Annotated in this window: 13 protein-coding genes; 4 read left to right on the top strand and 9 right to left on the bottom strand. The window is 37.3% G+C overall.

From position 1 onward, the window contains the following. Window positions 1–230 precede the first annotated feature (230 nt). Entirely contained in the window at window positions 231–1,214 is a 984-nt protein-coding gene (gene guaC, locus V7127_RS04985; protein WP_335484060.1) for a GMP reductase, read from the top strand. A gap of 193 nt (window positions 1,215–1,407) precedes the next feature. Then, window positions 1,408–3,117: an ABC transporter ATP-binding protein gene (locus tag V7127_RS04980; RefSeq protein ID WP_335484058.1), complete on the top strand. Its 1,710-nt coding sequence runs from the start codon at window positions 1,408–1,410 to the stop codon at window positions 3,115–3,117. A 59-nt stretch (window positions 3,118–3,176) separates the two neighbouring features. On the opposite strand, the gene V7127_RS04975 is transcribed toward V7127_RS04980, so the two are convergent. From V7127_RS04975 to V7127_RS04960, 4 genes are all read right to left on the bottom strand, one after another. Next, window positions 3,177–3,536: a hypothetical protein gene (locus V7127_RS04975; RefSeq protein ID WP_335345893.1), complete on the bottom strand. Its 360-nt coding sequence runs from the start codon at window positions 3,534–3,536 to the stop codon at window positions 3,177–3,179. A 323-nt stretch (window positions 3,537–3,859) separates the two neighbouring features. Next, the gene (locus V7127_RS04970; RefSeq protein ID WP_335484056.1) at window positions 3,860–4,405 is read right to left on the bottom strand and encodes an NADPH-dependent FMN reductase; all 546 of its coding nucleotides are present in this window, start codon (window positions 4,403–4,405) and stop codon (window positions 3,860–3,862) included. A gap of 195 nt (window positions 4,406–4,600) precedes the next feature. After that, on the bottom strand, window positions 4,601–4,978 hold the full coding sequence (locus tag V7127_RS04965; RefSeq protein WP_335345895.1) for a VOC family protein: 378 nt from the start codon (window positions 4,976–4,978) through the stop codon (window positions 4,601–4,603). Window positions 4,979–5,382: 404 nt separating this feature from the next. Then, complete coding sequence (locus tag V7127_RS04960; RefSeq protein ID WP_335484054.1) at window positions 5,383–6,174, bottom strand: sulfite exporter TauE/SafE family protein; 792 nt, start codon at window positions 6,172–6,174, stop codon at window positions 5,383–5,385. Window positions 6,175–6,436: 262 nt separating this feature from the next. Here V7127_RS04960 and V7127_RS04955 point away from each other — a divergent pair, with 262 nt between their 5' ends. Both V7127_RS04955 and V7127_RS04950 read left to right on the top strand, forming a co-directional pair. Continuing rightward, window positions 6,437–6,946 (top strand): sigma-70 family RNA polymerase sigma factor, encoded by a 510-nt coding sequence (locus tag V7127_RS04955; RefSeq protein ID WP_335484052.1) that lies wholly within the window; start codon window positions 6,437–6,439, stop codon window positions 6,944–6,946. After that, on the top strand, window positions 6,947–8,245 hold the full coding sequence (locus tag V7127_RS04950) for a DUF4179 domain-containing protein (RefSeq protein ID WP_335484050.1): 1,299 nt from the start codon (window positions 6,947–6,949) through the stop codon (window positions 8,243–8,245). A 190-nt stretch (window positions 8,246–8,435) separates the two neighbouring features. Here the strand turns inward: V7127_RS04950 and V7127_RS04945 are convergent, their stop codons facing one another. The 5 genes from V7127_RS04945 to V7127_RS04925 all read right to left on the bottom strand — a co-directional run bounded on the left by V7127_RS04945 (window position 8,436) and on the right by V7127_RS04925 (window position 13,230). Beyond that, entirely contained in the window at window positions 8,436–9,440 is a 1,005-nt protein-coding gene (locus V7127_RS04945; RefSeq protein ID WP_335484048.1) for a branched-chain amino acid ABC transporter permease, read from the bottom strand. Window positions 9,441–9,444: 4 nt separating this feature from the next. After that, window positions 9,445–10,305, bottom strand: coding sequence for a branched-chain amino acid ABC transporter permease (locus tag V7127_RS04940; RefSeq protein ID WP_335345900.1), 861 nt, complete (start codon window positions 10,303–10,305; stop codon window positions 9,445–9,447). 87 nt (window positions 10,306–10,392) lie between these two features. Beyond that, window positions 10,393–11,100: an ABC transporter ATP-binding protein gene (locus tag V7127_RS04935; protein ID WP_335484137.1), complete on the bottom strand. Its 708-nt coding sequence runs from the start codon at window positions 11,098–11,100 to the stop codon at window positions 10,393–10,395. Continuing rightward, window positions 11,084–11,851, bottom strand: a complete 768-nt coding sequence (locus V7127_RS04930; RefSeq protein ID WP_335484135.1) for an ABC transporter ATP-binding protein — start codon at window positions 11,849–11,851, stop codon at window positions 11,084–11,086. Before V7127_RS04930 ends, V7127_RS04935 begins: the two co-directional genes overlap by 17 nt. Window positions 11,852–11,979: 128 nt before the next feature. Beyond that, entirely contained in the window at window positions 11,980–13,230 is a 1,251-nt protein-coding gene (locus V7127_RS04925) for a substrate-binding domain-containing protein (RefSeq protein ID WP_335484046.1), read from the bottom strand. Window positions 13,231–13,260 lie beyond the last annotated feature (30 nt).

Here is a 13,260-nt window from a genome sequence, read left to right as displayed (position 1 = left end):
TTCTATATACAAAATTCTACACATTTTGCTAAAAAGCATACTTACTTAGACTATTCGGCGAAATTATCGTACTTTTCTCTATCAAAAAAAGAGGTTTTTTTAATTTTTTTAATGTCATAGCAAATAATAATAAAAACTTTGACATTCAAATGGCAATCATGTAAATTACTATATGGACGAACATTTATTAGGTGTCCTTGCTTAAATATTCGTTTTTAGGGGTGTATAATATGGAAAACGTATTTGATTATGAAGATATTCAATTGATTCCGGCGAAATGTGTTGTAAATAGCCGTTCTGAATGTGATACAGCTGTAACTTTAGGAGGACATACATTTAAACTGCCTGTCGTTCCTGCAAATATGCAAACAATTATCGATGAGAAGATTGCTATTTATTTGGCTGAAAATGGTTACTTCTATATCATGCATCGTTTTAATCCAGAAAAACGAATTTCCTTTATTAAAGATATGAAGGCTCGTGGATTAATTGCATCTATTAGTGTAGGTGTTAAGGAAGAGGAATATGGATTCATTGAAGATTTAGCACAGGCTGAGCTTGTCCCAGAATTCATCACAATTGATATTGCGCACGGCCACTCTAATGCTGTAATCAATATCATTCAACATATTAAAAAGCACTTGCCGAACAGCTTTGTGATTGCAGGAAATGTTGGTACACCAGAAGCAGTAAGGGAATTAGAAAATGCTGGTGCAGACGCAACAAAGGTTGGGATTGGACCAGGTAAAGTATGTATCACGAAGATCAAAACTGGCTTTGGAACTGGCGGCTGGCAATTAGCTGCTTTACGCTGGTGCGCAAAGGCGGCTAGCAAGCCTATTATCGCAGATGGTGGCATTCGTACACATGGAGACATCGCAAAATCGGTAAGATTTGGCGCCACTATGGTGATGATTGGCTCTTTATTTGCCGGCCACGAAGAATCACCAGGTGAAACGGTCGAGAAAGACGGTAAACTATACAAGGAATACTTCGGTTCTGCTTCCGAATTCCAAAAAGGCGAAAAGAAAAATGTAGAAGGCAAAAAAATGTTTGTTGAATACAAAGGTCCTTTACAAGAGACATTAACGGAAATGGAGCAGGATCTCCAGTCTTCCATTTCTTATTCTGGAGGAAGCAAACTAAGCTCCATTCGCAATGTTGACTATGTTATTGTGAAGAACTCTATATTTAACGGTGATCGTGTTTATTAATAGCAACCAAGGGGCCTCTATCCCGTAATGGTCAAAACTTGTATACCCTCTGACATGAGGGTATTTTTTATTATTGGATGAGTAGCGAGATTAGCTGCATTTATATTGAATAAAAAGGAAATAACACTTATAATTGAGAATGAATTTCAATTCAGACTATATTGCTCAGTATATTTTTTCTGGAGGTTTTGATTTGTTATTACGCTTTTTTTCTTATTATCGGCCATATAAATGGTTGTTTATCCTTGATTTTGTATCAGCAATTATTGTGGGCATATTAGAGCTTGCATTTCCTTTAGCCGTTAATCAGGTCATTGACCGGCTGCTCCCAGAAGGAAATTGGAGCATTATTCTTTTAGCCTGTGCGGGACTGCTTCTGATTTATCTTCTTAATACAGGATTACATTATATTGTTACTTATTGGGGACATAATTTAGGTATTAATATTGAAACAGATATGCGCCAAAAGCTGTTTACGCATATGCAAAAGCTTTCATTTGGATATTATGACAACAATAAGACAGGACATAGCATTTCACGGCTGACGAAGGATCTTGAGGAGATTGGGGAAGTGGCCCATCACGGTCCAGAAGATGTATTTGTTGCCATCATGACACTTGTTGGCTCTTTTACCTTGATGGTCAGCATTAACTGGAAGCTTGCGGTTATTTCTTTTATCGTCATCCCTCTTCTGATTATATTTGCGATTTATTTTAATAAAAAAATGACAAGAACCTTTCGAAGAATGTTCCAGGATGTAGCGGAGATTAATTCACGAATAGAGGACAGCATCGGGGGTATTCGCGTCGTTCAAGCATTTGCTAACGAAAAGTATGAGCAGAAAAAGTTTAAAGAAAACAATGAAAACTATCGTCTAACTAAGCTGCAATCCTATAAGATTATGGCGCAAAATGTGATGGCTAATTATTTGTTTATGAGAACCATAACTCTTTTTACCCTACTATTTGGTACGTTTTTTGTTATATCTAGAGAATTAACTTATGGGGAGTTCGTTGCTTTTATCTTGTTATCAAATATTTTGATCGGCCCCATTCAAAAGATTAATGCGGTTATTGAAAGTTATCCGAAGGGAATTGCTGGATTTAAGCGATATACAGAAATTATCGACACGGAGCCTGATATTGAAGATTCCGAGGATGCTATTGAGATGGAGCCCGCTGGAACAATCCAGTACAACAATGTTTCTTTTGGTTATGAAGGAAATCAACCTGTGCTTAATAATATTAATCTATCCATTCAACCCGGAGAAACTGTTGCTTTTGTTGGCCCATCTGGTGCTGGAAAAACAACCCTCTGCAGCCTCCTTCCGCGATTTTACGAGGTTCAAGAAGGCTCCATATCTATAAATCAAATAGATATTCGGGATATTAAACTATCATCCTTGCGCAGACAAATTGGGATTGTCCAGCAGGATGTGTTTCTATTCTCTGGTACTATTCGCGAAAATATTGCCTATGGGAAATTGAATGCGACTGATGAGGAAATCTTAGATGCTGCTGAAAAAGCGAAGCTTGATGACTTTATCCAAAGTCAGCCTCAAGGTCTTGATACGATTATTGGTGAAAGGGGCGTTAAGCTTTCCGGCGGACAAAAGCAGAGGCTCGCCATTGCCCGAATGTTCCTTAAAAATCCGCCAATTCTAATCTTGGATGAAGCTACATCCGCCCTTGACACAGAAACAGAGGCAGCGATTCAAAAGTCATTGGAGGAACTCACTGAAGGCAGAACCACGCTAGTTATTGCTCATAGATTGGCCACCATTAAAAATGCTGATCGAATTCTCGTTGTAACGAAAGATGGAATTGCGGAGCAGGGCAACCACCAAGAACTGCTGGAATCTGAAGGAATATACAGCAGGCTGCATCAGGCTCAATTTAGTTGAGAGCATTAGCATATAAAATTAAAAGCCTGACTCGCTTATCACTGCTGAAGTCAGGCTTTTTACTTCTTACTCCTAATTAATAGACTATGGCTGTTTAATGTATATAGTCTGGCCGATAAGATGAATAAATCATCATAATTTTTTCTCACATATTCCTCCATTATATTTAACCCCTTCTGAAATTCATCCACTAAATAGTGAGTGTACTTTTCATCCCATGAAAACTGATTAATTCTTAGTAGTTCCTCTGCAATTATTTGGAACTTAAACTCAACTGAGAGAAGTTTTATTTGATACAATTTGTCAGAATTTGAATAAACAGTGTTCCTATTCTCATAGCTTTTATGAACATATTTAATAAATGTCATTATTTGGTTAGCCAGCATCTTCGCTTTTTCCATTTCGAAATTAACTTTCATTTTCTACTCTCCCAATTATTTATTATCAATAACTTAATCAAGAAGAGTGTATGAATTTAGCAGCCATAATAAAACCTAAATTTTTCTGGTACTGGCTGTATTGTCATTCGTATAATCGTCCATTTAACTTTGCCAGGAGCCTCCTCTAAAATGTATCTTATCCGCTCACCTATGATTGATTTCATTTGTATGGAATATGATTCCCTTAAAAGAGGAAATTATGATCTTATAAGTCAAAGAGCCCTATATAATAGAGCTCCTTAGTTTCTTGATATATTTAACGTTTTTAAATGCCGGAAACATTTTACGAAAATGCCCTTCCCTTATACTGCCTTTACGAAATCTATAAATTTGGCAACCTTTTCATCTAAGAACTTTAGAGTCCCCTCATCTACAAGCTGACCTGTCTCATCGAATTTCTGATTTGCAAGACCAATCAATACCTCATTTCCACCAGGAGGAAGTATCTTAGCTTGAACACCAGGCGATGATAGAATTTCACGTAAATGCATTTGAGCACGAATGGTACCGAGCATTCCTGGAGTCACGCCTAGAGCCATTACTGGTTTGCCAATGAAAACCTTGTCCACCCTAGATGCCCAATCTAAGGCATTTTTTAAAACGCCAGGAACCGACCAATTGTATTCTGGAGTAATAATGATAACCCCATCTGCACTTGCGATTGTCTCTTTAAATTCCTTTACAGCCTGCGGCGGATTGTTTTCTTCATCTTCGTCAAAATGAGGGAGACTACGAATGTCAGTAATAAACATATCCATTTTATCGACATAACGTTCCTTCATAGTCTCAGCGAGCTGTCTATTAAGAGAACCCTTTCGGATACTTCCAACCATCGTAACAATTTTCATAATATAGAACCTCCCAAAGTATTGTTAATCATTTTTGAATATTGAACCTGATCTTTCGAGGGTTATCTATCAGCATTTTTATCTATTAGCAAAGTATCAAAGGTTTGTGGATTATAGAATATTTTCATATACAAAATAGTTGCGTGTAAACAAAGGTGCCTGAAATACCGAAAGCACGCAATGCCTTCAATTAATTTACTTATCTTCCCTTAATAAATAATCATTTCCATCCTGGTCCTTAAATGAAAACATCGTTCCAAATGGCAGTCTCATCATTTCCTCCACTTGTACTCCATTTTGTTTCATTTTCTCATAAGCTGATTCGATATCAGTTGTACTGAAAAGTATAGATGGATGTGCAACCTTAGATGGCTGATGTTGTTCCATTGCCGACTTAGAATAAAGCACTAAAGTCGTAAATTCATCCTCGCCTGGCCCAACCTCAATCCAAAACGCATCTGGCCCCATTGGCTGTTCAAATTTTAAAACAAAGCCAACCTTATTGATCCAAAAGTCTTTTGCTGCTTCCTGATCTTGTACATAAACCGTCACTTTTCCAACTTTGTTTATCATCCAAAAAACTCCTTTTTATAAATCAAGATAGACAAAATTAGTTTATCAATCCGGAATATCAAAAGCAATTTTGGATGATTAGTTTCCTCCTCTTCACTTAAGCCCATATGCCAGGATAAACTATTTTACTCATTAGCATTTCATTATGAGGGGGTGTTATCTTCGAGGACCCTCATTCCGTTATTTATTCGAATAGATTGTTTTTCTTGAGGTTATCGGACCCCGTTTCCGCTATTGCATGCAAAAGAATGCTATTTTCCCTTGTTTTTTATAATTAAGAGATTCTCTTTCCTATTCAAACCCCAAAGATGCTGATTTTATGGAAATAAAGGATTCTCTGTCCAAACAAAATGTATTTTCACTTCTCACCTCTCTTATTTTTCATTACATCAGCTTTCAATGTACTATGTAAATGACAAATGGCCAAAAGATAAAACTAAAGAAATAAGCATATACATAGAAGATAGAATGGTTATGATAGCAATAAATAGTTTCATATGATGAATAGGTACCTTATTTGCAAAGTGTGCCCCTATTAATATCCCAACAATCGTACCTATCAAACTTGCTATAATTAACATGGTGAGATTACCCATACTTGCATGAGCAAAGTACCCAAATATAGATGGAATGGCAATAACAACTGAGTTCAACAAACTCACTCCAACGGCTACCCTTATATTTACCCCTAAACTTGCTAATAACGGAACGAGTAAAATAGGGCCTCCCGCTCCTGTTAATGAGCAGACCGCAGCTGTAATTAATCCAATCATAATAACTGCTAAATGGTTATTTAGTATTTTCGATTGCCTTTCTGCATTTCTATTGTTTTTCCTAAGCAAAATGGATAGGCCAGCTATTAGAATAAAAATATAAAGGAGAAGTTTTGCTAGAAAATCAGAAATTAGCACATTGATTTGGACACCCATAAATGCACCAGGGAGGCTGCCAATACTCAGGTATAGGGCTAATTTTAGATCCATGTTCTTAGATTTCCAGTAGGAGTAAGCACCAATAATCCCCGAAACTGCAAATGATAGAAAGCTCAGCGCAAGGGAATCATGTACAGGCATTACTAAAAAACCTACATAAATTAAAGGGAGCAAAAAGCCTGATATTCCTGTCATTCCCAATAAAACGCCAATAATTAAGTTTGAAATTAAAACCACACAAAAGAGAAATAAGTCTGTGAACATTTATCAAACCTCAACTCCTTCCGTTCTAGGGACGCTTCGCAAACATCTTCCCATTTCATTTTTTACATCACTAAAGTATTAATAAATACTTAACATGTTAGAATTGGTATTTAATAGTATTCCATTCTATTCCTTTTTATCAAATCTTTTTCTTTACTGCAATTAGAATTAGGAACCCACTAATGACCATTATTAATAAAAAAGATGAACGTTTTCACTTGCTGCTAAGTCTAATAAGTAGCAGAGGGAAGGAGGCAACGCTGTGGTTGAGATAGATATTATAAAAAAAGCAATGAAAAGGGATGAACACGCTCTTTTACAAGTGCTTGAAGCATATGAAGATGTATTGTATCGGACAGCGTTTGCTTATTTAAAAAATGAGCACGATGCGATTGAAGCCATCCAAGAAACGACATACCGAAGCTATAAAAAAATTCATACGCTTAAAGAGCCGCGTTATGTCGGAACATGGCTCGTTCGGATATTGCTAAATGTGTGCCACGATATGCATAAGAGAAAAAGTCGTATTGAGCTGAGGGAAACGTTGGAGGTCGAAGGACAGTATTATGATTCTCCTAATCTAGAGATTGTTGAAGCGATTTCGCAATTGTCACATGAACAGCAGCAATTAATTTATTTGAAATATTTTCAGGATATGAAAAACAATGAGATTGCGAGCGCGCAAAATATTCCCGAAGGAACAGTTAAATCCAGATTGCACACAGCACTACGGAAGCTGCGCCATTATTTTAGCGAGTGGAGGGAATTTTAAATGAACGAAAAAGAATATGCCGCTTTAAAAGATGAACTTAATTCGATTCCAGTTCCGAAAGAAGCACTCTCCTATGCAAGGACAAACGGGTTAAAGAGAGTACAAAATGAAAGACGTAGCCACAAAAAATGGACAGGAACGTTAGCAATTACAGCCGCTCTTATCCTAATCTTTATTACAACGATTCGTGTATCTCCTGCTTTTGCACAAGCAGTTGCGAAAATACCAGGCTTTGCCCCGCTTGTTGAGATGATTGCCTATGACAAAGGAATTGAGGATATATTAAAAAATGATTATTACGAAGAGCTTAATATAACAGAAACAAAGAATAATTTAACATTTACATTGCTCGGCATTATTGCAGATGAATCAGGAATGATTATTAACTATGAGCTTGAAGCTCCCTTCGAGATTCATGACCTCCACACAAAAGAAGTTGAGATTAAACAAAATAATAAAGGGCTGGAAGCTGGAATAACTTATAGTTGGTTTGGCAAGGAGCCGACAAATCATATAGAAGATACTATAGAGGTAACCGCTAGTAAAAATATCGATTTCACAAATCCGAATTTCGAATTATCCATTACCTTTAAAGACGAACATGAGACAACATTCAACATCCCTTTTTCTTTGCAAAAGGAAATCGCAAAAAGTAAAAATTACAAATTGGATCAAACTGTAGAAATCGATGATCAAAAATTGACCGTAAAATCACTGAGGATTTCTCCACTTCGGGCAAAGCTTGATATCGCAGTCGATTCTGCAAACACCATGCAAATTTTGCAAATAAAAAGCATGCGTTTATTGGATGAGAAAGGCGAAGTATGGGGCACAATTACAAATGGAGTATCAGGCTTTGGAGGTATGCGCGACGGAGATGCAGCTCTCTTCTTTCAAAGCAACTATTTTAGAGAACCCAAAAGCTTGACGTTGGAAATCAATGATGTGCAGGCATTGCCAAAAGGAAAGGATTATATCGAAGTCGATTTTCTAAAGAAGAAAGTCTTCTATATTCCCGACAATGTAAATGTAAATATTGAGATTGAAAGTAATAATACAATTCGTGCTACCTATAAGTCAAAAGAAGAAAATCATTTCTATCAAATGTTTTTCCAAGCGGTCGATGCAAACGGCGAAACTGTTGATACTAATGGTTCTACTAATACAAATAGTAATGGAATGGTTGAATCAACCTACACATTTGACACAAGCAATAAAACAAATCCAATTCGAATTTATTTCAATAGCTACGAAAATTATTTAAAGGGATCCGCTACTGTGACTATTCCCTTAAAGTAGCTCGTATCTTATGGAAAAACACAGGGACGGATCTCTTGCTTCTGGATTAGGGTGCCTGATATATGAGAGCAATACCGTTATTGGAGGGCGGGCACCCAATATTCTGTGGATGAATTTCTAATCATTAGTAAAAAGATTTCATATTTAAGCTTGCCCCCTCCTTTATTTTTTTTATATATACTTTCACCCTTCAGCTAGCTATTTTTTCATGATCAGCTACCTTAGAATTCTTCCCTTTTCGTTTAAATGACCAAGATTTAATCGTGCCTACAATTCCTAATGGGAAGAACATAACTGCTAAAATGTATAAGATTCCAAAGAAGATCATCCACCTTTCAAAAATCCAATGGACTTTAGCTAGACCTGTTAACCAATGATGCGCAAATTCTATTAATCCAGCACCGATAATCGCACCCGCTAAAGTCCCAACCCCGCCAATAATTGTCATTAGCAGCGCATCCAATGTCACATCAATAGCAAATACAGACGTATTGACAAAGCGAAGTGTCAGCACATACATGGAGCCAGCAAAGCTTGCGATTACCCCTGCAACAACACTAGCAATAATTTTATAATGAATCACAGTATATCCTAAAGACTCTACCCTCTGTTCATTTTCTCGAATGGCTTGCAGGACGCGGCCAAGAGGAGATTCTGTAAATCGTCTTAACGCAAGAAAAATAAAGATCATAAGAAACAGTGTGACAAAATAAAGTATTACTCGATCTTTAAGTACATCTGGAATCTGAAAGGTAAAGCCATCATTCCCATGCGTTAAGGAACGCCATTTTTCAACAGCCACTAAAAACAATCCTGAAAAGGCAAGTGTTAACATGGCATAAAAATGACTTTTCAATCGTAAAGAAAGAAGTCCAACGATATAGCTAACTGCGCCTGCTATAATGGCAGCCACTAAGATTGAAAGGAGTAGGACTAAGATGGTTTGGTCAAATCTTTTTAAAAATATTCCTGTCGTATACGCACCAATTCCGAAAAACATCGCATGGCCAAATGAAACGATGCCTGTAAAACCTAGTAAAATATCATAGCTCATAGCAAATACGGCAAAAATAAAGACTTGCGTAAACAAAATCAGCATACTTTTTGTATCATTCAAAAATGGAAAACAAATTAATAGAAATGCAACTGCACTATAAATAATATTCGCCTTCGAGGAATTCATAGGAAGCTTCATTTTCTCACCCCTTTACTTTGAATAATCCTTGTGGTCTAAAAATTAATACAACAGCCATAAGCAGCATATTTACGGCAAGTGATAAGTCCGGAACGTAATAAGCCATGAATGCCCCTGACAATCCCACTAATATAGCAGCGAATAATGACCCTGTAATACTTCCCATTCCTCCGATGACAACAACAATAAAGGCCAAAATTGCAAACTCCATTCCCATTTCCGCATAAATAACGCCAGAATACGGCCCAAGCAATACTCCGCCTAGTGCAGCCATCGCTGAACCAACCATGAACACTAACATAAAGATTTTCTTTATGTTTACTCCAAGTGCTTGCACCATTTCTTTATTAATCACACCGGCACGTACAATTAAACCGATCTTCGTATTTTTCAGAATATAATAAACGATAAAAAACACAAGGAATCCAATAGCAATGATAAATAAGCGATATTTAATCATAATGACTCCGCCAAACTCCCAGCTTCCTGCTAAGTAAGAAGGTGTTTTTGCACTAAGCTGGTTTGGCCCCCATACCACTTTTAACATTTCTGAGAGTACAATCATGACCCCCAGTGTGATTAATATTTGTTGAATATGGTTTCCATAGACGGGTTTTATTATGATTCTCTCCATAAATAAACCCAAAATAAGTCCTGTCAGTAAGGCAGATATCATTCCAATTAAATAGCTTCCAGTCGATGTATATGTCCAAATACCTGCATATGCTCCCCAAGCAAACAATCCGCCGTGGGCAAAATTCAATACATCCATAAGCCCGAAAATCAGCGTTAACCCTGCCGCCAAAAGGAAAACTAACATTCCTGTTGCAAGTCCATTAATAGATAAATTAATTAATACATCCAATCAAGTTCCTCCTCTCTTCGATACGTATCACGTACTAGCCCTCCTATTGAAATTCCCATTTGTCAATCAGTGTCGCAATGACTTGCCTTACGCTATACCTAAATATTGTTTTCGAACTTTTTCATCTTCTTTCAACTCTCTCATTTCTCCATGAAGAATCGTTCGGCCATCATCAATAATATAGAAATGGTCGCCAATCGTACTTGCCATCATGTAGTTTTGCTCCACTAAAACAATCGTTGTTTTTGCTTTCATTTCCTGAATCGACTCCATCACCTTTTCAACAACAATTGGCGCTAAGCCTTTACTTGGTTCATCAATTAGCAGCAGATCATTATCATTCACATATGCCCTTGCAATAGATAGCATTTGTTTTTGACCTCCGCTTAAATGACCCCCTTTTCGCTTCCAAAACTTCTTTAAATCAGGAAATAAGTTCAGAATGTAATCCAGCCGCTCCATCGTTTGCTCATTTTCTTTTTTCATAGCAACCTTCATGTTTTCTTCCACTGTCAATTCACCAAATATTCCTTGATCCTCGGGAACATAGCCAATTCCTTTAGCGGCAATTAAATAGGTTGCGAGTCCTGTAATGTTCTCACCTTTGTATTCAATCCTGCCTTTTGCCGGCGGGTTTAAACCCATGATTGATCGAAGTGTCGTTGTCTTTCCTGCTCCATTTCTGCCTAATAATACAGTTACTTCACCTTTTTTAACCTCCAATGAAACACCTTGTAAAATATGAAATTGATCAATATATGTTTCAATCCCCTCTAATTTAAGATGCGTGGTCATCATACAGGCCTCCTAAATAAGCAGTTTGAACTGTTTCATTATTCATAATTTCTCTAGGCGTACCATCTGCTAGAAATCTTCCATTAAATAAAACCATTAAACTGTCCGAGAGATCGAGAATCATATCCATTTTATGTTCGATTAAAATGATTGTCCGATTACCCGCTTCTTTGATTTTTTTTATAACATCTAAAATAGCCGGTACTTCTTCAAGTGACATTCCGGCAGTTGGTTCATCTAAAAGAAGAACCTCCGTTTCAAGCGCTAAAAGCATAGCAATTTCTAATTTTCTTTTTTCTCCATGAGCAAGATTTTTTGCCACCGCATCTGCTTTATTATCAAGGAGGACAAGCGTTAATATTTCTAATGCTTTCTCTTCGAATGGACGATATTTTCGGAAATGCTTCAACATTTGATAGCGAACTCCTGCTGCAGATTGGACGGCTAGTCTTACATTCTCTAAAACCGTTAAATTGCTGAATACATTCGTTATTTGGAAAGAGCGTCCAATCCCCTTTCTTGTTCTTTCTGTTGGAGACAGTTTTGTGATATCTTCTCCTTTTAAAAATACTTGCCCTTTTATAGGGGAAAGCTGACCGCTTAACAAGTTAAAAAAGGTTGTTTTACCTGCGCCATTAGGCCCAATAATGGACTTAAAATGGTTTGATGGGACAGAAAAATTTACTGAATCGACTGCAACATGTCCACCAAAAGTAATCGTTAAGTCCCTAGTTTCGATAATAGGAGTCATCATTTATTTCACCTCTTTTTTCAACAAGTACCAGTCACCTGTCGAATTTTTTGTCCTAGCACTTGCGATTTTGCTAGAATAGTAAACTTCGGTACGATAGCTACCGAAGCTTACTATTAATTAATCAATTAGTTCCGAACAGGCGGTGCTGTTTCTTCTGGTGTTAATTCCCGCATTAGCACCGGAATAGGATAATCGACTCCATCCACTTTTTCTAAACGAATCGCATATAATGTTTGTAGTGCCTGATGATCTTCTTTCCGGAATGTCATTTTCCCTTTTGGCGTATCAAAACTCATTCCTTCCATTGTGCTAATTAGCTTATCAACATCTGTGCTGCCTTCTGTCTTTTTTATCGCTTCAACAATAGCAATGGCTGCACTCATGCCACCTGGCGTGAATAAATCTGGCACTTCCCCGTTATGCGCACTTTTATGCTGAGCTACTAACCAATCATTGACATCATTTTTTGGCAGAGCGTGAAAATAGACTGTAAACCCTTCCATTCCAATCAATGCTTCCATTGTTGCAAGAGTTGCAATATCAGCGGTACCTGTTGAAATTTTTATGCCCTTTTCTTGAACCTTCATATCGGCAATTTGGTTCCATGGAGTGTTTGCTCCAGCCCAAACAACATATAAGTATTCCGGCTTTGCTTCGATTATTTTTTGAATATTGGAGGTAAAATCAGTTGCAGCCGGGTCGGCGTATTCCTCATGGATAATTTCAGCCCCTAGTTTCTCCGCAGCTTCTTTAAATGCAGCTATCCCATCTCGGCCAAAGGCATAATCAGGAGCGAGCGTTGCAATTTTTACACCCTTGCCTGCAATAGCTGCAGCACCAGCAACCGCATCCTGTGATGAGTTGCGTGCTGTTCTGAAAATGTATTTATTCCAATCAGCTCCCGTGATGCTATCCGCTGCTGCTGGTTCAACGACCATAATTTTTTCATATTCTTCAGCAAGTGGTAAAACTGCTAATGTATCGGCGGAACTTGAAGATCCAATTAAGAAATCTACCTTATCTTCTTCAATCATTTTCGTTGCTTTTTGAATCGCAACCTCAGGTTTTGTTTCTGTATCCTCAATGACATACTCGATTTTGTGACCTGCTACTTCCATTGTTCCATCTGTTGCATAATCAAGACCGAGCTTAAAGCCATTAACCGTTTGCTTTCCATATGATTCAAGAGCTCCACTTAATGAAGCGAGAACCCCAATTTTAATTGGATCCTTTTTTACTTCATCTGAAGTGTTTGAGCTTCCTGGATTATTCTCTTTATTACTGGCCGATTCTGAATTACAAGCTGATGTAAAAACCATAAGCACTGTTAACATAAATAGAAACAATACTTTACCAAAAGATTTTTTCTTGAACATAATCCTCATCTCCCTGTAATTGCTAATTTA

Origin of the sequence: Bacillus sp. JJ1773 (assembly GCF_036962035.1) — a bacterium.
Lineage (GTDB): Bacteria > Bacillota > Bacilli > Bacillales > Cytobacillaceae > Cytobacillus.
The sequence above is the reverse complement of the archived record's forward strand: the minus strand, read 5'-3'. Positions and strand labels throughout refer to the sequence as shown.